Source organism: Pseudoalteromonas sp. BMB (assembly GCF_001709235.1).
Taxonomy (GTDB): Bacteria; Pseudomonadota; Gammaproteobacteria; order Enterobacterales; family Alteromonadaceae; genus Pseudoalteromonas; species Pseudoalteromonas maricaloris.
Genome location: NZ_MBQA01000001.1, coordinates 90,280 through 110,601 on the forward strand (window position 1 = coordinate 90,280; position 20,322 = coordinate 110,601).

Sequence of the window (20,322 nt, forward strand, 5' to 3'; positions counted from 1 at the left end):
TTTACTCACTGAATGATTTTAACCACTCGTTGCGGGAATGGTATTTCGATTTCCGCATTTTTAATCGCGGCAAACACCGCTTTATTTACTTCTAATTTAGTTTCGATAAGTGAAGTCGTAGGCACCCAGTAGCGGTAGCTCAATATCACTGCACTGTCGGCAAATTCCTCAATCCCCACCTGCGGCTTAGGGTCTTGACTGACCTTAGCATTATCAGCGAGTACCTGATTGATAAGTGTTAATGCACTTTGATAATCAGCATCATAAGCTATCCCTATTTCACCTTTAACCAAAGAGTTTGCAAACGAGTTATGGAGAATTTCTCCCACCACATGTTTATTTGGGATTGTGATCTCTACTTTGTCTTCGTTGATAAGCGTGGTATGTCCAAGCTCAATCATTTTAACTTGGCCGTTAACGCCTTTGATGCTGATGGTATCGCCAATCACAAATGGGCGGGTAGCAATGATGGCAAGCCCAGCGCCATAGTTTGCCAGCATACCTTGCAGTGCAAGACCAGCACCTAGGGACGCAGCCCCGATGGCGGCGACAAATGGTGTGATACTTATGCCAACCTTGCCAAGAGAAATAATCACAAACATGGCAATGATAAGCACCTTGATCACATTGCCAATAAAGTTGGTTAAAGCAGGATCGATATTGTGTTTTAGCATCAAGTTTTCAGTCGCTTTAGACAGCTTTCTTGATAACCACAAACCGAGAAGGAAGATGAATATCGCAGCGAGCAATTGGAAACTGTACGTCACCAGATACTCTCGAATAATGTTGTAATAGTGTTCTATTTGCTCGATTTCTTGATTGATCACAGTCATATCCCGAGTTATTAAATTAGAGTAGCCAACCAATGATAAAACAAAGGCACCCAAAGTGCAGTTATCATGGCGGTAATTGTCATCGCCGCTGAAGCAAAAGCGCCAGCCATGGGGTGATGCTCTATCGCTGCAGCTGTGCCTATCGCATGGCAAGCAACACCAAGCGCAGTGCCTTTCGCTTGCATATGGTCAACTTTACACCAGTGCAAGATATGTAGCCCAAACACGCCACCAAATACACCAATTAGTATCACCATAATCGCTGCAATAGCGGGGATCCCCCCGAGATAATCACTAATGAGTAGAGTGATTGGTGTTGTAACCGACAGGGCCGCCATTGAAGCTGAGAGCTGTGGATCGGCTGCGAAAAACTGGCAAATAAGAAAAGCGCTTAACGTAGACAGTGAAACACCCAACCAACTGGTTAAGCACAATGCAAAAAATACCGGTTTAATTTGGTGAAATTGTTTATACAAAGGATAAGCGAGTGCAACGACCGCTGGCTCTAACAAGTAATGAATTGGTAGCGTTGCTTGTTGATATATCTTGTAGTCGAACTTCGTGAATAGTAGAAATGCCGAAATGGCCAAAATGCAGATCAGCACAGGGTTTAATATCGGTAAGGAGATGCGCTGATATAGTTTGCGAGCACTAAAAAATAATAGGACAGTGAGCGCTGACGCCATAATCATATTAATCACGAAACTTGATGCTCTTAACGATAGGGCTTAACAATACAAGACTTATTGTTGGTACACCAACTAGCAATAACAGTAGCATAAGCCAGTGGGATTGAAACAAACTGAGATGCTCTACCAAGCCCACTCCCGCTGGAATAAAAAACAGCGCCATATATTTTAAAATGGGCTCTGCTGCGGGGGCTAACCATTCTACTTTAATGATTTTTGTGGCGAGGAGTATGACAAGAAACACCATGCCAAGTAGGGCGGCTGGGATCTGTAAAGCACTAAGCTGAATAATCCATTTAGCGCTGAAGAGACACGCCAAAATGATGGCAAAGCCTAGTGCAAATCGTAATATCAACTTCGCTCTGTGTACCATTAAATGTAAATCCTCAGCACTGCAATGGCGCTAACATGTATGATGCCTAATTGTACGCTTTCGTATTGCGATAGCCATTATACTTTGGGCAAACAAGCATTCAACCTAGCGTTACCACTTCATGCGAGGCAAAAATGGCTTTTTATTCTCATCAGCTACAGAGGCATTCTTCATCGCAATTTTGGTGTTTTTGGCTGCAAGCAATTTGATTTGTGACCACGTTTCTAACCATAACAGTTTACGGGCGGGCTGGTTGTAGGCTCGATTATACACTTTCTTAATTGCTGCAATAGCATCTGGCGAGCGTGCGCTAAATTGAGTGAGTAATTCTGAGAGTCTAGTGTCAACATTATCACAGAGCTCGGTAATGAGACCGTCCTTTAGTGCTTGCTGGGCATCTATTCGCTGTGCATGGACTGTCATCAGCAGTGCCTTATCCTTGTTCATTGTGGCAGGCAAAAGTAAGCTGCCACCCATGTCAGGGCAAAGTCCCCACTTGGCTTCCATAATGGCAAACTGCGCACTGCTGTCGGCTAAACGAATGTCAGCGCCTAATGCAATATGACAGCCTCCGCCTAAACAATTACCTGTGATCTTGGCAATGACAGGAACTGGCAAAGTTTGCCAGCCGAGTACGACTCTTTGTACTAAGTTAGCATTGCCAGGTAACCACTTTTTAAGTAGCTTGATGATCCCAGAAGGTTTATTCAGCACGCTTTTTACATCTAGACCAGCACAAAAATGTGCGCCTTCACCTTGGAGAACGACAGCCCTAATTGATTTGCTTTTTCTAATTTTCTTTATCGCATTATCTAAACCAACAAACATGTCAACAGATAGCGCGTTTTGTTTTTCTGGTCGAGATAAGGTCACAAATGCGATGTTGTTCGCTTCGGAAAATGAAATCATGATGAGATGCTCCCTGCGGGTTTTATGCGATAGTTTTAGAGTAATAACTCAAAAGCGACGTAACATTCAACTTTTACCGATAATTTGTTCGTCATTTAGCGTTATTTTCTGTTTGATTATCGCGACTAAGTATTTATGTTTTACCTCATTTTGCTATCATTGCGCCAACTTTAAAACAACAGGCTAGCGTCCATGACAGCGAGACTTTGTAGCATCGAAGAAGCCACTCACCAAGCATATGATATCTTCCTTGAGTTGGCCCCGGATAATCTTGAAGAACACGATATTAATATGTTCAACGAACATCGCGAAGATCGTGGTTTCATTGAAGAAAGTGAGCCGGACGAGAGTTGGTCGAGCATCACTGCTTATGAACAAGAAGCAGAACCAGAGCACTTCGTTCAGGTTTTGGTTGGTATCGAGTTTGATGACTCGGATCAGGTGTACGCAAAAATTTTGATTAGCAGAGATTTAGACGCACCGTTTTGTCATATCATTTGGAAGCAATAACCGGAAAGTAGTTATCAGTGCCGTTTTTTAGAACTTTCACTTTATTTGCAATTGGCTTAGTTTCGTTACCAAGCTTAGCTACGGATCCATTCGAAGATTTTCACGAATATGGCAAAATGCCCGATGACGAAATTCATCAAAAACACAAGGGCGAGATGCTGTACGGTGACGTTGAATTTGGTTTTATCGTTAACAAAGGTAATACGCAAAACACGTCATTTAAGCTAAAAAGTAATCTCTACCAAGATTTTCCCAAGTGGCGTAATCAATTTAAATTTAATGGCCTTTATCGCCGCGAGCAAAATACAGAAACGGATGTTGAGGATGTCTCTGCGTCGCGTTACTTTGGTTCGGCACAAGGTAATTACAAATTAGGGGACGATAACGCTTCGTTCTTTATGTACGGCGACTATGAGCGTGACAGGTTTAATGGCAAGGAATATACCACGACATTTGCGCTTGGCTATGGCAATCGTGTGTACGAGGGACGAAAGAACACGGTAGATATTGACATCGGTCCCGGTATGTCTATCTCTCGTGTGGATAACGAAATCGAGCTTGAGCCGGAAGAAGATAGAACGGAGCAAGGCCAGCTTTTGCGTATGGCACTGCAGTGGGAAAGAAACGTGTCAAAGCGTACCCGCTTTAATCAAGACGTTAGTTTTGAGCAATCGCTGTCAGGTTTAAACTCCCGATTGTTTGCTGAATCTGCGCTAGTTACACAAGTGATTGGCGGGATTGCGCTGAAGTTTGCGTTTATTTACCGTTATAATTCGCAGCCAGAAAATGAAAAAGAAAAGGTAGACACCGAACTTGGTGCTACATTAGTTTACAGCTTTGATTAAGAAGACTATCGATGTATAAAAATACACAGTTTGCATGGGTTATATGGTTGTTTCTAGCCTTTATCGCCAGTTTTACCATATTGGCAATTTTCCTAACTGGTAGCAATCTAGCCTTTGTCAGCTTTTTGGTGATCCTCGCGCTTGTTGCGTTTATTTTTTACGGCTTAACCATTCAAGTGAATCAAGAGCAACAGACGTTAAGCTGGTGGTTTGGGCCGTCGGTCGCCAAAATGACCTTAAAGTTTGACGATATCGATTATGTTCAGCCTGTGACTAATTCTCTACGTCATGGCATTGGCATGCGGATCAGCACAGATGGTTGGGTATACACAGTTGCCGGATTCAAGGCGCTTGAAGTGGTGATGAAGGACGGCACTAAATATCGCTTAGGAACCAATGACCAAGCCAACTTGGTTACGGCAATGGAAAGTAAACTTAAACAAGAAAAAAGCGCTGAATGATCAGCGCTTTCTATTAGTAACTCGACTAATCTTAGTGGTCGTGACCACAACCGCCTTCGCCATGAACGTGGCCGTGGGCAACTTCTTCTGCTGTTGCTTCACGTACTTCAAGCACTTCAACGTCAAAATTTAGTGTGATCCCAGAAAGCGGGTGATTCGCGTCAACAATGACTTCTTCGTCTTCGATACCAATGATCACAACGATTTGGTCACCCTCGTCGGTGGTAGCTCTAAATTGCATACCCACTTCGATTTCCATGTCTTCAAACATTGATTTAGGAACCGCCTGAGTCAGTTCGTCAAAGCGTTCACCATAGCCTTCTTGTGGCTCTATGGTCACACTGAAAGTGTCACCAGCTTGTTTGCCTTGTAGAGCATCATCAAGACCTGGGATCAGGTAGCCTGAGCCAAGCATCGCTATCACAGGCTCATCATCAAATGTGCTATCAATCGTGTTGTTGTCTTTGTCTTGAACTGAGTAGTGGATTGTCACTACCGAGTTAGGGCCAATAATCATATAAGATCCCGTTAGTTGTCTTCTAAAGAATAAGGTAGAGGTTGAATAGTAAGACTCACCTCTGGTGAATTTTTTGCTCTTAGCACCGCGTCTTGTGGTGTGTCATTTGGCATCACAGCTAGCGCATAATAACGGCCGCTGTTAGCATCAAAGGTTTGTTGAATAACCTTGCCACCACGACGCCAGTTGTCTTCAATCTGCAGTTCAATGTCTGCCTCTTCGATGCGCTCTGCAGCATTGCCTGTCACTATGTACATGGCACGTTTGTTTTTACCAAGATAGCGCATACGAGCTACGGTTTCTTGACCAGTATAGCAACCTTTCTTAAAGCTGATCCCGTTAAGGGCTTGAAGGTTAACCATTTGTGGTACAAATTCGTCCACGTGATCGGCATCAAGGCTTGGCTCACCTGCTAAAATGCTGGCCGCAATAAACGGTGCTGGGTTGCTTTGTTGTTCCACGTCCGTGGGTAAACTTGCGCCTTCGAACGCGATGAAAACAAAGCGCTCGTCTGCGAGTTTTAGCAGCTTGCCGTTGGCAACATCAACAGCGCTTGCGTCAGACGAAAGCTCAACGTCAAAGGCAGTAGCAAGCGCTTTACTGTCCTGAGTCATTAAGCCAAAGACTTCGCAGTCAGCAAAATCAATGTCAACTTTGGCAAAAACGCCGTACTTTTTTAGCTCACGAAGTGATGCTTCAGCTTCGGCTACACCTGCAAGCATTAAGTAGTCGTCTTGATAGCGAGTTAAGCGCGACACAGACCAAAGTTTGCCTTTAGGGCTACAATGCCCAGACCACATAAAATTATCTTCTTTGATAAGGTTAATGTCTTGAGTAACCTGACCGTGCAAATAGCTAAGTTTATCTTGTCCTGAAATGCGAATAACCTTGAACGGAAGCGCATAAGCACGAGCAATTGACATAATGTTGATCCCTATTAAAGTGTTTTCGTCATGTTACCGTAAAATCATAAGTGGAGATAGGGACGGACGATTTCAATGTGCCATTTCTATAAGTTTTATGGCATATGTCCTGCACAGTGGGTATAATTTTCTCAATAGTTTATGAGGGGTTAATCAGTTTATGGTTGAGTTACTGCCTAAAGCTCGAGTTAAATGGGCTTGCCGTCGTGGCATGTTAGAGCTGGACGTTATTTTAGAGCCGTTTGTTGAGCAGGCTTATGACGCGCTATCCGACGAAGGTAAGTACGTGTTTCAGCGTCTAGTTACCTGTGAGGATCCAGATTTATTCGCTTGGTTTATGGGTCATGAAGAATGTCCAGATCCAGAGCTAAAACGCATGGTTAAGTTAATCCTTGATCGGATCCGCGTATAGAATCGACTTTCAACACAATCTTCAGAACCACATCTTCTTTGTGGTTCTTTTTTCTTGCCTCGCTTTTATCCTTTTTCTGCTGTTTCCTGCGCTGTGGTGGTTAGTCGCAATCGTATTCGCCGTGGCGGGTTATTGCAGTTGGCAAACTGTTTTATCTCGTACGCCAAAGGCAGGTACTGTACTCATGCTCCCGAAGGAAAACTTCATTGAAATACAGTCGCAAACGATAAATTGCAAAGGGCAGCTTATTGGTGCCACCATATGGTTTGATAGTCAAATAGCGCTAAAAATCATGGATGCGAACCAAGCTAAGCAGCAGATATTTTTGACTCGACAGGCAATACCAGAAGCGGACTGGCGTTTACTTTGTCGCACTGCGCTGCAAGCCAATTAGAAACAGCGACCAGAGCATGGCGATAAAAATCAGCACATGCTCTACATGCAAATATTATTATTTTGTCGGTGACAAAACGGTCGGTGTGGGGTTTTCAGCCATGTCTGGGAAGTCAATGGTGTAGTGCAGTCCGCGGCTTTCTTTACGTTCTAACGCGCTGCGAATAATCAGTTCGGCTACTTGTACTAAGTTACGTAATTCGAGCAGGTTGTTACTCACTCTAAAGTTGGCGTAATAATCGTGGATCTCTTGCTGCAATAACTCAACGCGGCGTAGCGCACGTTCTAACCGTTTAGTTGAGCGAACGATGCCAACATAATCCCACATAAACAATCTAAGTTCGTGCCAGTTGTGGGTGATCACTACTTCTTCGTCCGAGTCGCTGACACGGCTTTCGTCCCAATCTGGTAACTTAGATGGCTCAGGACGATTATCGATTTTAGCTAAAATATCTTTTGCGGCTGCGTGGGCAAACACAATGCATTCTAACAACGAGTTACTCGCCATGCGGTTTGCGCCGTGTAGACCTGTGTAAGCCACTTCGCCGATTGCATATAAATTGTCGATGTCAGTACGACCGTTAAAGTCAGTCATAACACCACCGCAGGTATAATGCGCCGCTGGCACTACGGGGATTGGCTCTTTGGTGATATCTAAACCAACACTTAAGCACTTAGCATAAATCGTAGGGAAGTGCTCAATGATGAACTCTTTGTCTTTATGTGAGATATCCAGATAGACGCAATTTGCACCCAATCGTTTCATCTCATAGTCGATGGCACGGGCGACTACATCGCGAGGGGCGAGTTCTTCGCGCTCATCAAAGTCAGGCATAAAGCGTGTGCCGTCAGGACGTTTAAGCAGCGCGCCTTCACCGCGCATGGCTTCGGTTATTAAAAAGTTTTGTAGCTCAGGGTGGTATAAGCTGGTTGGATGAAATTGGTTAAACTCCATGTTGGCCACACGACAACCCGCACGCCACGCCATTGCGATGCCGTCACCCGAAGAAACATCTGGATTTGAGGTATACAAGTAGACTTTACTTGCGCCACCCGTTGCTAAAGCGACAAACTTAGCCGAGATGCTCTCAACTCTATCCGCTTTGCGATTATAGACGTAAACGCCTTTGATATCGCTTGAGTCGCCATGTTTATCTTTGATGAGATCGATGGCGTTGTATTGCTCAAGTATATTAATTTTTGGGTGTAACTGCACTTGGCTAATTAATGTGGTTTGAACGGCTTTACCCGTTGCATCAGCTGCGTGCAATATACGACGATGTGAATGTCCACCTTCGCGGGTTAAATGAAAGCGCTCTTTCCCTTTGCTATCCACTTCCATATCAAATGGCACGCCTTGTTCAATCAGCCACTTCAAGCAATTCTTTGCATTTGAGGCGGTGTAGTGGACCGCATCGCGGTCACATAAACCAGCGCCTGCCGCAAGTGTGTCTTCGACATGTGATTCAATACTGTCATTTTTCTTATCGAATACTGCGGCAATGCCACCTTGAGCATAAAGCGTGGAGCCTTCTTTTAACGCCCCTTTGCTTATCACGGTAACTTTACAGTGGTTTGCCAAAGAGAGCGCAAGAGAGAGTCCAGCAGCGCCACTACCAATAATGACTACATCAGTATTGTGGTGAGTCGTATTTTTCATATTCGAAGATCTTTACTGTTTTTGCGTTTAATTCTGCTATTTATACCACATCTGCTATCATAGAAGGCAGAGAGTTTGTTCCGTTTAATGAGAATCATTTAGAACATTTTGTGTGACTGCTAATGGAATAATGCTAAAAAGCAGCCAAGAACTAGTACGCAAAGATGGATGAATTCGTTTATTTTAAAAAAAAATACAAAAAAACAGAACTTTTTATTCAGTACTAAGTCAGAGTAGCTGTGAATGATGGCAACTAGATACGATTTAGAAAAGCAAAAAGAGGAGTACCGGCTCGAATGAGCGAGCAGGATTTAGATCTAGATATAGTTAAACGCGTTCAACAGGGAGATAAAAACGCATTCAACCTGTTAGTTGCCAAGTATCAAAATAAAGTCGCAGCGCTGATTTCTCGTTATGTAGCGAATCAAGGCGATGTGGCAGATGTGGCACAGGAAACGTTCATTAAAGCTTACCGAGCGTTACCTAACTTTAGGGGCGAGAGCGCATTTTATACTTGGTTGTATAGAATCGCGGTTAACTGTTCAAAAAATTATTTGGTGGCGCTTGGTCGAAAGCCGCCAGCAAACGACGTAGATGCGGAAGAAGCCGAGTTTTATGATGGTGCAGACCAATTAAGATCGAACGCTTCACCGGAAAATCTATTGTTAAGCGACGAAGTGAAAGCAGTGATTTTCAAAACTATCGAGCGCTTGCCTGATGACTTAAAAACCGCAATTACTTTGCGTGAAATCGAAGGCATGAGCTACGAGGAAATCGCTGTCATTATGGATTGTCCGGTAGGTACAGTTCGTTCGAGAATTTTTCGCGCAAGGGAAGCGATAGATAACAATTTGAACCCATTAATAGGTGAGTCTTAATATGGCACAAGCTGAAAAACAAGTGACAGAAGATTTAACGACATCGCAAATTTTTGACGGTGATCTGTCACTCAACGCTGAAACTGATGTTCGTTTAGACGAACAAAAGTTTGCTCGGTATGCCTTGATTGGTGATGTAATGCGTAGTCAAAAGCAAGACACACCTTGCATTGATATCACCAGCAGCTTTGCAGCGGCACTTGAACAAGAGCAAACGTATAGTGAGCCGGTCGTTGAGCAAGTGAAAGAAACGACGCCGAAGAGCAATGTGATTGAGCTAAGCGCATGGCGTAAGCCGTTTGCACAAGTGGCTATCGCGGCAAGTGTGTCATTGTTTGCTGTGCTTGGGGTCAATACGCTAAGCACAGATGCGACTTTACCTGCGGGCGATACGTTACAGTTGCAATCTACTCCTTTTGCTGGAGGCGTTTCTCCTGTGAGCTTATCAACTGAGCCTGCGCTTGAATCAGCGGCTAAAGGCATTAGAGAGTTACAGCAGCAACGTATTGGTGCATTGGTGTTAGAGCACCAAAGACAGTCACGTATGGCGTATGCGCTGCAGCAATCTGGTGAAAACAATACCGCTGAAAAGCAAGAGGAAAAAGAGCAATAAATGAGAGCACTGTTAGTTGTAGTAAGTGTATTTTTCTCTAGTTGGCTGTGGGCAAATGAAAGCGTATCAGCCAAACAACTGCTAAAAGACATGGCCGAAGCGGTGCATCATAGAAACTTTGATGCATCGTTTGTCGTGGTGAAAGGAAAATCTATGGAGCCTTACCGTTGGCTTCATGGTAACCAAGATGGGACTGAATTTGAGCTTTTAAGTTTGCTCAATGGTGCTGGACTTGAAATGATCCGCATTGGTGACAAAGTGACTTATTTTGAACCAAAGTCTGAGCCTTACACCATCCAAACAGATTCGATAGCAGGTCCTATTCCCGAAGTTTTGTTCAAAAATATCGACAGCCTCAAAGAAAGCTATGATTTTGTCTTAGGTGGTAAAGGCCGGATTGTTGACAGACCTGCTCAGCTTGTCAGGTTAGAAGCAAAGGACGACGCTAAATACAACTATTGGTTGTGGATAGATACCGAGTCATCTCTGTTGCTAAAATCCGCTTACGTAAACCAACAAGGCGAGTTGTTAGAGCAGCTTCAGCTTACCCATATCAGCGTGACTGAAACTCCGGCCGAGCAATTGTTAGAACTTTCACAAAAACAGTTTCCTGAAGCCGTATCTGGGTTGTTGAAGACACTTGAGAATGGCACAAAAAACAATTGGCAAATTGGTTGGTTACCTCAGGGCTTTGAGCTGCTAAAATCTGACAGACATAAGTTAGATTTAAACAATGAGCTGGCAGACTACTACTTGTTTTCCGATGGCCTTGTTGATATTTCGGTATTTGTACAACGTCCTTTACCGGGCCAGCGCCCAAGTGGAGCGCTTTCGTCAGGTGCGACAACGGTGTACGTTCACAACACAGGTGCGTTTGACGTATCCGTAGTTGGAAATATTCCAGCAATGACCGCAAAAGCAATCGCTGAGTCTGTGAAAAGACCTTTATGATAGAACAAACTCTGACAGTTGCCGCCATAAAAGGCGCAACTGTCTACTTAGAAGCGCAGCCAAAACCCGCTTGTGAAGGCTGTAACGGCAAATGCGGCTCCCAAGTATTTGCCAAACTCTTTGGCACCCACAAAAAACAATTCCCTGTAGATTTGACGGAATCTGTCGAAATTGGCCAAAAAATTAAGTTGGCATTAGACGACTCTAATGTGGTGAAACATGCGTTTTATGTTTACATGATGCCATTGCTTTTTGCTTTTGCTGGCATGTTTATCGCAGCCCTCTTACTTGGTCTCAATGAACCTTTGCAGATACTTATTGCATTTACGAGTGCTGCACTCGGTTTATTTTTCGCCAGAGTCCAAGGGGATAAACTCAAACATCAGGTAAAAGTGATAAAAATTTACCCAATTAGCCTACCAATAACGCAAATAGATGGTGATTGTACTAAATAAAATGTAAAATCGAGGCCTTAATCTCTATTTGTGACTAACAGAAGTATTGAATCCAGTATATGAAGCATATCCGTAACTTTTCTATTATTGCCCACATTGACCATGGAAAATCGACGCTATCAGACCGCTTAATCCAAGTTTGTGGAGGTTTAACAGACCGCGAAATGCAGCAGCAGGTACTGGATTCGATGGACATCGAACGTGAGCGCGGCATTACCATCAAAGCACAGAGTGTAACGCTTAACTATCAAGCAAAAGATGGTGAAACCTACCAGCTAAACTTTATCGATACACCGGGACACGTTGACTTCACTTATGAAGTGTCGCGCTCTCTTGCCGCTTGTGAAGGTGCGTTATTGGTTGTTGACGCGGGTCAAGGTGTAGAAGCACAAACACTAGCGAACTGTTACACCGCGCTTGAGATGGACTTGGAAGTTATTCCGGTACTAAACAAAATTGATTTACCACAGGCTGATCCACTTCGCGTTGCCGAAGAAATTGAAGATATCGTTGGTATTGAAGCATTAGAAGCGGTGCGTTGTAGTGCGAAAACGGGGATCGGCATTGATGAAGTGCTCGAAGTGATCGTACGTGATATTCCACCGCCAGAAGGTGAGCCAAATGCGCCACTACAGGCACTGATTATCGATTCATGGTTTGACCCGTACCAAGGCGTAGTGTCATTGGTACGTATTAAAAACGGTGAATTAAGAGCGGGCGAGAAGATCAAGATCATGTCTACAGAGCAAGCTCACCAAGTAGATAAGGTTGGTATCTTTACACCGAAGCAGACCAATACTGGGGTGTTGAAAACGGGTGAAGTAGGTTTTGTTATCGCAGGTATCAAAGACATCCATGGTGCACCAGTTGGTGATACCATTACCATGGCTCGTGATTCTGCAACAGACCGTTTGCCTGGTTTCCAAAAGGTGAAGCCTCAGGTATACGCGGGAATGTTCCCAATTTCATCTGATGACTACGAAAATTTCCGCGATGCGCTTAATAAATTGAGCCTCAACGATGCATCACTATTCTTCGAGCCTGAAAACTCAACAGCACTAGGCTTTGGTTTCCGTTGTGGTTTCTTAGGTATGCTCCATATGGAGATTATTCAAGAGCGCCTTGAACGTGAATACGACATGGATCTTATTACCACAGCTCCAACGGTAATCTATGAAGTAGAAACTAAGCACGGTGTGGTGAAAATCGATAATCCATCGGATTTACCACCGGTAAACGACATTATTGAAATTCGTGAACCAATCGTTGAAGCAAATATTCTCGTTCCGCAAGAATATTTAGGAAACGTGATCACGCTGTGTGTTGAAAAGCGTGGTATGCAGACCAAGATGACCTATCACGGTAAGCAAGTTGCGTTAACCTATGAATTGCCAATGTCAGAGGTGGTAATGGACTTCTTTGATAAGTTGAAGTCTACCAGCCGTGGTTTTGCATCACTAGATTACAACTTCAAGCGTTTTGAAGCATCAGACATGGTGCGTGTGGATATTCTGATCAATGGTGACCGTGTTGATGCGCTTGCAATAATTGTTCACCGCGATGGTTCACAAACGCGTGGCCGTCAGTTAGCTGAAGCGCTGAGAGAATTGATCCCTCGCCAAATGTTTGATATTGCTATTCAAGCTGCAATTGGTAATCACGTTATTGCGCGCAGTACAGTTAAGCAGTTACGTAAAAACGTAATCGCGAAATGTTATGGTGGTGACGTGAGCCGTAAGAAAAAGCTACTGCAAAAGCAAAAAGAAGGTAAGAAGCGTATGAAGCAACTTGGTAACGTTGAAGTGCCACAAGACGCATTCTTAGCAATATTGAAAGTAGGTAAGTAACAGGAAATACAAATGGCAGGTTATTTTTCAATTTTATTGGTGCTACTCACGGTCGGTTCAGGCCTTATTTGGTTGATCGATCATTTGGTGTATGCACCAAAAAGACAAGCTAGGCTTGCTATTGCGCAAGGTGCGTCTGACACTCAGTTGGATGCTGACATCATCGCGGAAATAGCACCTGAACCTGCCATTGTTGAAAACGCGAAATCAATTTTTCCGATGATTGCCGCGATCACGATTTTCCGTTCGTTTATTTTTGAACCGTTTCAAATTCCATCAGGCTCAATGATGCCAACCTTATTGGATGGCGATTTTATTCTAGTGGAAAAATATGCTTACGGGATTAAAGACCCTGTGTGGCGTAGCAAAATCGTTGAGACGGGTACACCTGAGCGCGGTGATATTGCGGTGTTCAAGTTTCCGCTAGACGAGCGTATTGATTTCATCAAACGTATTGTTGGTTTACCGGGCGACCATATTGTTTATCGCAATCGTCAGCTTTACATTAAACCTAAGTGTGAAGACGGGCAGAGCGAAGCAAACGGGTTGACGTGTGGCGAGTATAACAAGATTGACGTAGATATTGTTAATCGTGACGAGTTTACGCAAGGCCCAATGCAGTTGGTGCGTCTAACCGAGCATTTGCCAAACGTAGAACATGATATTTTAATTAATCCTGAAGTGTTAGAGTTAACAGATCGCTACTATCAACAACCAGGTACTCGCCGCGATGAGTGGGTAGTACCAGAGGGAAGTTATTTTGCGATGGGTGATAACCGTAATAACAGCCAAGATAGTCGTATGTGGGGTTTTGTACCTGATGAAAACTTGGTTGGAAGAGCGGTATTTATTTGGTTAAGTTTTGATTTTGATAATGGCCCAGACAGCATTTTGCCAGGGTGGGTTCCAACTGGTGTTCGTTTTGAACGCCTAGGTAGTATTCAGTAAAAATGAAAAGAAACGTAGAAGAACTTTATAATAAAATAGGGTACAACTTCTCTGATAAGGCGCTGCTTGAGCAGGCTTTGACGCATCGCAGTCACAAAGGCCAGCACAACGAGCGTCTCGAATTTTTGGGCGACTCTATTTTAAGCTTTGTGATTGCAAATGCTTTGTATCACAAGTTTCCAAAAGCGCGTGAAGGTGATTTAAGCCGCATGCGTTCAACGTTAGTGCGTGGTCAAACGCTGGCGGAATTCGGTGTGGAATTCGCGCTAGGTGATTATCTGCGCCTAGGTCCAGGTGAGCTAAAGAGCGGCGGGTTTCGCCGTGAGTCAACGCTCGCAGATGCAGTAGAAGCCATTATTGGTGCTGTTTTCTTAGACTCTGACATCGATGTGTGTAGAGATTTGGTACTAAGTTGGTACGAATCACGCTTAACTGCGATTTCACCTGGTCATAATCAAAAAGACCCGAAGACGCTGCTGCAGGAGTATCTACAGGCTCGAAAATTACCTTTACCGGGCTACACTGTAATAGATACCAAAGGGCAAGCTCACAACCAAACATTCACGGTCGAATGTATAGTGGAAGGGATGGAAAGTATAATTTCAGTAGGCAGCTCGCGACGTAAAGCTGAGCAAAAAGCTGCCGAAAAAGCGCTTAAGATATTAAAGAATGACGCTTGATACACATTGCGGCATGATTGCCATTGTCGGTAGACCTAACGTAGGTAAATCGACACTATTAAATAAATTGGTTGAGCAAAAGGTAAGTATTACCTCGCGTAAGCCACAAACTACTCGTCACCGCATTATGGGGATCCATACAGAGGGTAACTATCAGGCGGTGTATGTTGATACGCCAGGACTTCATATTGAAGAAAAGCGTGCAATTAACCGCTTAATGAACCGAGCAGCGTCAAGCTCAATCGGCGATGTTGAATTGGTTATTTTTGTCGTAGAAGGGACGCATTGGACGCCTGATGACGAAATGGTACTGACCAAAGTTAAAGACAGCGGTCGTCCTATCTTGGTGGTAATGAATAAAACCGATCAGGTAAAAGATAAAGACTTGTTGATGCCACATATTCAGTGGTTGAGTGAACAGGGTGATTTTATCGGGATCGTACCTATCTCTGCGAAGCAAGGTAAGAACGTTGATATGATCAGAGAAGAAGTGCACAAGCGTTTACCTGCGTGTGAGTTCTACTTCCCTGAAGATTACGTTACCGATCGCTCAATGCGTTTTATGGCGGCAGAGATCGTGCGTGAAAAGCTGATGCGCTTTATGGGCGATGAATTACCGTACTCGGTGACGGTTGAGATCGAACAGTTTAAGTGGCAAGACAACGGTGTTTGGCAGATAAACGCATTGATCCTTGTTGAGCGCGAGTCGCAAAAACGCATGGTGATCGGCAACAAAGGCGAAAAGCTCAAAGTGATCGGTCGCGAAGCGCGTAAAGATCTTGAAAACATGCTAGACAACAAAGTCTATCTCGAATGCTGGGTTAAAGTGAAATCTGGCTGGGCAGACGACGAACGTGCTCTTCGTAGCTTAGGGTACGGAGAAGACTGATTGGATAGCGACTTTCGACAGGCCTATCTGTTACATCGCAGACCTTATAGCGATTCTCAGGTACTGCTTGACGTACTGGTCGAAGGCGTTGGACAACTCAAAATGCTTGCCCGAGTAAAGGGCAAGCAATCCCTCAAACATAATGCCCAGTTGCGGCCATTTTCATTACTTTTACTGCAATATGCAGGCAGATACGATTTTAAATACGTAAATCGTTTTGAACCCACAGACAATCAAATCCAACTCGTTGGGCGACAGTTATATTGCGGCTTGTATCTCAATGAGCTAACACAACGCGTGGTACCAACCAACGAACCGCTAGAGCAGATCTTTTCGCTTTATCAGCTACATTTAATGCGTTTGGCCCAAGATGAAGATGTGGAACCTATCTTACGCAGCTTTGAATTGCAATTGTTAGGTGAGCTTGGTTTCGGGGTGGAACTGGAATTTGACGCAGAAGGTAATCCAGTGCGGCCAAAAGCCGCGTATAAGTACGTATCTGAGTACGGTTTTATTGCAGTCGGTCGTGAACCTGATACGATACCGGGCAGTATGTTATTGGCCATTGCCAATCAAGATTTCCAAGACCTTGCAGTGAGAAGGGCGGCTAAGCTATTAACACGAAAATTAATGGCACCGCTGGTTGGTAAGCAAGGGCTGAAAAGTAGAGAACTATTTATTTCAAAGAAATAATACCAATTTAATCAAAAGTATAAATCGGTAAATTGGTATTGCGGTAATAAGTGGGTGATCCACTTGCTACGTCATATTATCAAGGGATAAACGATGAAAGATATTTTACTCGGCGTCAACGTAGACCATATTGCAACGCTTCGTCAGGCGCGTGGCACTAGCTATCCAGATCCTGCACATGCAGCTGCAGTAGCTGAGCACGCAGGTGCCGACGGCATTACTATTCACCTACGTGAAGATCGTCGCCATATTCAAGATCGCGATGTTTACGTGATGGCAAAAACCATCCAAACACGTATGAATCTAGAAATCGCAGTAACTGACGAAATGCTCGATATCGCTTGCGAAGTAAAACCTGAATATGTTTGCCTAGTGCCAGAAAAACGCGAAGAGTTAACGACGGAAGGTGGCTTAGATGTTGCGGGTAATCTAGATAGGATCACAGCAGCAACTCAGCGTCTAGCTGATGCGGGTATCAAAGTAAGCTTGTTCATCGATGCAGATAAAAAGCAGCTAGATGCTGCAAAGCAAAGCGGTGCGCCTTACATTGAGATCCACACCGGTGCTTATGCTGATGCTGAGAACGACACCGAAATGACCGCAGAGCTTGAACGCATTCGTGAAGGCGTTCAGTATGCTCATGGCCTAGGCCTTATCGTCAACGCCGGCCATGGTTTGCATTACCATAATGTTAAACCGATTGCACAAATGCCAGAAATCTACGAACTGAACATTGGTCATGCCATTGTTGCTCGAGCGGCAATTGATGGACTGGAAAAAGCAGTACGAGATATGAAGCGTTTGATGTTAGAGGCAAGACAAGCATAACGCTTAGCGGTAAAGGAAACGAAAGGGCTGTGTAGCCCTTTCTTTTTGCCTTGTAATCGAGTTAATACAATTGGTATCAAAATGAAAAAAATGGTGTTGGTCTTTGCAAGTTGTGCCCTTACACCACAACTTAGCAAAGCGACAGAGAACAACGAATTTGAAATCATCACTACTACGGCATCCAGATTGGCTGAGACGGCAGGAGAGCGCCCTGTGAGCCTCTCTTTGCTCACAGAAGCTCAATTAGATGACGTAGGCGTCACACATATCGAAAAGGCGTTGAGGCTTGTTGCTGGCGCAAATATACAACATGGTAATGGTCAAGAGTATCTACCTGCATTACGCTCACAAGTGCTATCTGGTGCAGGCGCATGTGGCGGCATTTTAATGGCTGAAGATGGTATTGCACTCAGAGCAGCTGGCTTTTGTAATATTAATGAACTCTTTGAATCGCACTTTGAAGCGGCTGAGCGTATAGAAGTGCTAAAAGGGCCAAACAGCGTACTGTATGGCTCTAATGCGGTGCATGGAGTGGTTAATGTGATTACTTCAAACCGCATTCAAAAGACACCTAGGGTAGCATTAGATATCGGCTCCTATGGTTATAGCCGAACTCGGATACAAGCTGGCGATAAAGCCCTTGGCTTGGGCTCAGCGTTAACCCTTACAAAAGATACGGGTTATCGTGACGATGAAAGCGTTGAGCAACAAAAGTTGAGCGTCAAACATCAATATGAAGGTGAGAAGGTTGGTATCTTATCTGGGATGACATACACCCACTTAGATCAGCAAACTGCAGGTTATATAACCGGAGTGGACAGCTATAAAAATAAGCAATTGGCAAAGCAAAACGAAAACCCTGAAGCATTTAGAAAGGCTGAGTCATTTAGAGCTTGGACAGAGATAACCGGGCACGTTGATGATAGCAACACCGTACTGATAAAACCTTATGTACGCTGGCAAGAGATGGAATTTGTTAAGCATTTCTTACCGGGTAAGCCGTTTGAAGAAAATGGTCAAACTGGTGTGGGGCTGCAAACGCTTATACACACTGAATTAAGTGACTCAATACAACTAGATTGGGGAATGGATGCGGAATATACCCAAGGCGAGATGTTGCAGTATCAGCCTACGCCGACTGAAGGCTCGGCATTTTTGCGCTCAACTATTCCCACAGGAAAACACTACGACTATGAAGTAGATGCAAGGCAACTCGCGCCTTTTGCAAATCTCCGTTGGCGACAGGGTAATTGGTTAGTTGAACTGGGCGGTCGTTTTGAGTCAATGAAATACGATTATCGCAACTTTTTGCCTATTGGGCGCACCAAAGAAGATGGCTCGGTGTGTGCAATGGGAGGATGTCGTTATAGTCGCCCAGCCAGTGGCAAAGATAGCTTTGCTTATTTTTCACCAAAATTAGGCCTAAGCTATGCGTTTACTGAGCGGCATATTGCCTATGCTAACGTGTCTCAAGGCTATCGCGCACCACAAACTGCTGAGCTTTACCAATTGCAGCGAGCGCAGGTAAAAGCATCGCTAGAGGAAGAAAAGGCGGACAATATCGAGCTTGGCCTAAAAGGGAGTGCAGATAGTCTTGGCTATCAGGTCGCGATTTATGACATGGAAAAAGAAAATTTGATCTTCCGAGATAGTGACTTTTTCTATATCAATGATGGTCGCTCAAGACACCGAGGTGTGGAGTTGGAGCTGAGTTATTCATTCACAGCACATTGGCAACTAGATCTCGCCGCAACGCGTGCTAAGCATACCTATGAACAAGATAATATTCTTGGTGGCATCAATATTAATGGCAACGATCTAGATTCAGCACCAAGGAACGTGATTAACGCCCAACTACACTGGCAAGCACTGGATAATTTCAGTTGGTCTTTAGCTTGGCATCATGTAGGAGAGTATTTTACTGACCCCGAAAATCTTCATCGTTATTCCGGTCACGATTTACTGAGTTTGCGAGGAAAGTGGCAGGTAAATCCGCATTTGGCGTTGACGATGAGAGTGAAAAATCTAACCGACGAACATTATGCTGAGCGTGCCGATTACACTTCATTTAGTGGTGAAAGGTACTTTCCAGGAAGACCAAGAAACATTCTAGTGTCACTGGACTACCGCTGGTAATAGATGAAAAAGGGAGCAGAAAGCTCCCTTGTTTGAAACTATCGTGATATTTAGTCGTCTAGTGAGCGAAGTAGTGCATTAATGCCAACTTTTTCGCGGGTTTGCTGATCTACTTTTTTCACAATAATTGCTGCGTATAGGCTATGAGAGCCATCTTTGCTTGGTAGTGAACCTGGTACTACTACCGCACCGGCTGGTACGCGACCATAATGGGTTTCGCCTGTTTCACGGTCGTAAATACGAGTACTTTGTGAAATATAGACACCCATGGAGATAACCGCGCCTTCTTCAACAATCACACCTTCGACGATCTCAGAACGTGCGCCGATGAAACAGTTATCTTCAATAATCGTTGGATTGGCTTGTAACGGCTCTAATACGCCACCAATGCCCACACCGCCAGATAGGTGTACGTTTTTACCGATCTGTGCACACGAGCCTACAGTTGCCCAAGTGTCTACCATAGTGCCTTCGTCGACGTAAGCACCAATATTAACGTAAGACGGCATAAGTACCACGTTCTTACCGACAAAACTGCCTTGACGCGCTACCGCGTTTGGTACTACGCGCATACCACCTTGTTGGAACTGCTCTGGCGTATAGTCTGAGAATTTTAATGGTACTTTGTCGTAAAACTGGTTAACGCCATCGCTCATTGGTTGGTTGTCACGAATTCTAAAAGACAGGAGTACCGCCTTTTTCAACCATTGATGTGCAACCCACTCACCACTAATTTTTTCAGCAACACGCGCTGCACCTGAATCTAGCATTTCCAATGCGTTGACAATCGCTTGTTTTACTTCGTCTGATACCGTGGTTGGAGTAATGGTATCGCGGTTTTCCCACGCGGTTTCAATAGTCGTTTTTAAATCAGACATA

Annotated in this window: 24 protein-coding genes; 16 read left to right on the forward strand and 8 right to left on the reverse strand. The window is 44.2% G+C overall.

Features of this window, described 5'->3' with window-relative positions; translation table 11 throughout:
- Positions 1-5: 5 nt before the first annotated feature.
- The 4 genes from BB427_RS00410 to BB427_RS00425 form a co-directional block, all read right to left on the reverse strand.
- Positions 6-827: a mechanosensitive ion channel family protein gene (locus tag BB427_RS00410; RefSeq protein ID WP_069018686.1), complete on the reverse strand. Its 822-nt coding sequence runs from the start codon at positions 825-827 to the stop codon at positions 6-8.
- Between the two features lie 17 nt (positions 828-844).
- Complete coding sequence (locus BB427_RS00415) at positions 845-1,525, reverse strand: LrgB family protein (protein ID WP_254663555.1); 681 nt, start codon at positions 1,523-1,525, stop codon at positions 845-847.
- 1 nt (position 1,526) lies between these two features.
- Positions 1,527-1,895, reverse strand: coding sequence for a CidA/LrgA family protein (locus BB427_RS00420; protein ID WP_010371242.1), 369 nt, complete (start codon positions 1,893-1,895; stop codon positions 1,527-1,529).
- A 111-nt stretch (positions 1,896-2,006) separates the two neighbouring features.
- The gene (locus tag BB427_RS00425; RefSeq protein WP_069018603.1) at positions 2,007-2,804 is read right to left on the reverse strand and encodes a crotonase/enoyl-CoA hydratase family protein; all 798 of its coding nucleotides are present in this window, start codon (positions 2,802-2,804) and stop codon (positions 2,007-2,009) included.
- Between the two features lie 192 nt (positions 2,805-2,996).
- On the opposite strand from BB427_RS00425, the gene BB427_RS00430 reads away from it, so the two are divergent.
- From BB427_RS00430 to BB427_RS00440, 3 genes are read left to right on the forward strand one after another with little or no spacing between them, the layout of a single operon-like run.
- Positions 2,997-3,314 carry a DUF440 family protein gene (locus tag BB427_RS00430; RefSeq protein ID WP_010371248.1) on the forward strand — a complete coding sequence of 106 codons (318 nt, stop codon included), beginning with the start codon at positions 2,997-2,999 and terminating at the stop codon, positions 3,312-3,314.
- 17 nt (positions 3,315-3,331) lie between these two features.
- Complete coding sequence (locus tag BB427_RS00435) at positions 3,332-4,159, forward strand: DUF481 domain-containing protein (RefSeq protein ID WP_045989853.1); 828 nt, start codon at positions 3,332-3,334, stop codon at positions 4,157-4,159.
- A gap of 11 nt (positions 4,160-4,170) precedes the next feature.
- The gene (locus tag BB427_RS00440) at positions 4,171-4,620 is read left to right on the forward strand and encodes a hypothetical protein (RefSeq protein WP_017216102.1); all 450 of its coding nucleotides are present in this window, start codon (positions 4,171-4,173) and stop codon (positions 4,618-4,620) included.
- 31 nt (positions 4,621-4,651) lie between these two features.
- Here the strand turns inward: BB427_RS00440 and BB427_RS00445 are convergent, their stop codons facing one another.
- Together BB427_RS00445 and ygfZ are read right to left on the reverse strand one after the other, a co-directional pair.
- Positions 4,652-5,137: an FKBP-type peptidyl-prolyl cis-trans isomerase gene (locus BB427_RS00445; RefSeq protein ID WP_010371256.1), complete on the reverse strand. Its 486-nt coding sequence runs from the start codon at positions 5,135-5,137 to the stop codon at positions 4,652-4,654.
- A gap of 11 nt (positions 5,138-5,148) precedes the next feature.
- On the reverse strand, positions 5,149-6,060 hold the full coding sequence (gene ygfZ / locus BB427_RS00450) for a tRNA-modifying protein YgfZ (protein ID WP_069018604.1): 912 nt from the start codon (positions 6,058-6,060) through the stop codon (positions 5,149-5,151).
- A 160-nt stretch (positions 6,061-6,220) separates the two neighbouring features.
- Here ygfZ and BB427_RS00455 point away from each other — a divergent pair, with 160 nt between their 5' ends.
- Together BB427_RS00455 and BB427_RS24825 are read left to right on the forward strand one after the other, a co-directional pair.
- Positions 6,221-6,472, forward strand: a complete 252-nt coding sequence (locus BB427_RS00455; RefSeq protein WP_010371260.1) for an FAD assembly factor SdhE — start codon at positions 6,221-6,223, stop codon at positions 6,470-6,472.
- Positions 6,453-6,866, forward strand: a complete 414-nt coding sequence (locus BB427_RS24825; protein ID WP_368072333.1) for a protein YgfX — start codon at positions 6,453-6,455, stop codon at positions 6,864-6,866. The genes BB427_RS00455 and BB427_RS24825 overlap by 20 nt, the downstream gene beginning before the upstream one ends.
- A 57-nt stretch (positions 6,867-6,923) precedes the next feature.
- On the opposite strand, the gene nadB is transcribed toward BB427_RS24825, so the two are convergent.
- Positions 6,924-8,525, reverse strand: a complete 1,602-nt coding sequence (nadB, locus tag BB427_RS00465; protein WP_069018605.1) for an L-aspartate oxidase — start codon at positions 8,523-8,525, stop codon at positions 6,924-6,926.
- Positions 8,526-8,821: 296 nt separating this feature from the next.
- Here nadB and rpoE point away from each other — a divergent pair, with 296 nt between their 5' ends.
- The 11 genes from rpoE (at position 8,822) to BB427_RS00520 (ending at position 19,443) form a co-directional block, all read left to right on the forward strand.
- Positions 8,822-9,403 carry an RNA polymerase sigma factor RpoE gene (gene rpoE, locus BB427_RS00470; RefSeq protein ID WP_010371267.1) on the forward strand — a complete coding sequence of 194 codons (582 nt, stop codon included), beginning with the start codon at positions 8,822-8,824 and terminating at the stop codon, positions 9,401-9,403.
- Position 9,404: 1 nt separating this feature from the next.
- The gene (locus BB427_RS00475) at positions 9,405-10,016 is read left to right on the forward strand and encodes a sigma-E factor negative regulatory protein (RefSeq protein WP_069018606.1); all 612 of its coding nucleotides are present in this window, start codon (positions 9,405-9,407) and stop codon (positions 10,014-10,016) included.
- Positions 10,017-10,967 (forward strand): MucB/RseB C-terminal domain-containing protein, encoded by a 951-nt coding sequence (locus BB427_RS00480; RefSeq protein WP_010371273.1) that lies wholly within the window; start codon positions 10,017-10,019, stop codon positions 10,965-10,967. It abuts the gene before it with no gap.
- Entirely contained in the window at positions 10,964-11,422 is a 459-nt protein-coding gene (locus tag BB427_RS00485; protein ID WP_069018607.1) for a SoxR reducing system RseC family protein, read from the forward strand. Before BB427_RS00480 ends, BB427_RS00485 begins: the two co-directional genes overlap by 4 nt.
- A gap of 59 nt (positions 11,423-11,481) precedes the next feature.
- Positions 11,482-13,269: a translation elongation factor 4 gene (lepA, locus tag BB427_RS00490; protein WP_010606762.1), complete on the forward strand. Its 1,788-nt coding sequence runs from the start codon at positions 11,482-11,484 to the stop codon at positions 13,267-13,269.
- A gap of 12 nt (positions 13,270-13,281) precedes the next feature.
- Positions 13,282-14,217, forward strand: a complete 936-nt coding sequence (gene lepB / locus BB427_RS00495) for a signal peptidase I (RefSeq protein WP_010371286.1) — start codon at positions 13,282-13,284, stop codon at positions 14,215-14,217.
- A 2-nt stretch (positions 14,218-14,219) separates the two neighbouring features.
- Entirely contained in the window at positions 14,220-14,897 is a 678-nt protein-coding gene (gene rnc / locus BB427_RS00500) for a ribonuclease III (protein WP_010371291.1), read from the forward strand.
- A complete protein-coding gene (era, locus tag BB427_RS00505) occupies positions 14,887-15,786 on the forward strand; it encodes a GTPase Era (RefSeq protein WP_045989845.1) in 900 nt (299 codons plus the stop codon). The genes rnc and era overlap by 11 nt, the downstream gene beginning before the upstream one ends.
- Complete coding sequence (recO, locus tag BB427_RS00510) at positions 15,787-16,479, forward strand: DNA repair protein RecO (RefSeq protein WP_039497123.1); 693 nt, start codon at positions 15,787-15,789, stop codon at positions 16,477-16,479. It abuts the gene before it with no gap.
- A 93-nt stretch (positions 16,480-16,572) separates the two neighbouring features.
- A complete protein-coding gene (gene pdxJ / locus BB427_RS00515) occupies positions 16,573-17,307 on the forward strand; it encodes a pyridoxine 5'-phosphate synthase (RefSeq protein WP_069018608.1) in 735 nt (244 codons plus the stop codon).
- An 81-nt stretch (positions 17,308-17,388) separates the two neighbouring features.
- Positions 17,389-19,443: a TonB-dependent receptor gene (locus BB427_RS00520; protein ID WP_069018609.1), complete on the forward strand. Its 2,055-nt coding sequence runs from the start codon at positions 17,389-17,391 to the stop codon at positions 19,441-19,443.
- Between the two features lie 50 nt (positions 19,444-19,493).
- On the opposite strand, the gene dapD is transcribed toward BB427_RS00520, so the two are convergent.
- Positions 19,494-20,321 carry a 2,3,4,5-tetrahydropyridine-2,6-dicarboxylate N-succinyltransferase gene (dapD, locus tag BB427_RS00525; RefSeq protein ID WP_069018688.1) on the reverse strand — a complete coding sequence of 276 codons (828 nt, stop codon included), beginning with the start codon at positions 20,319-20,321 and terminating at the stop codon, positions 19,494-19,496.
- Position 20,322: the final 1 nt, after the last annotated feature.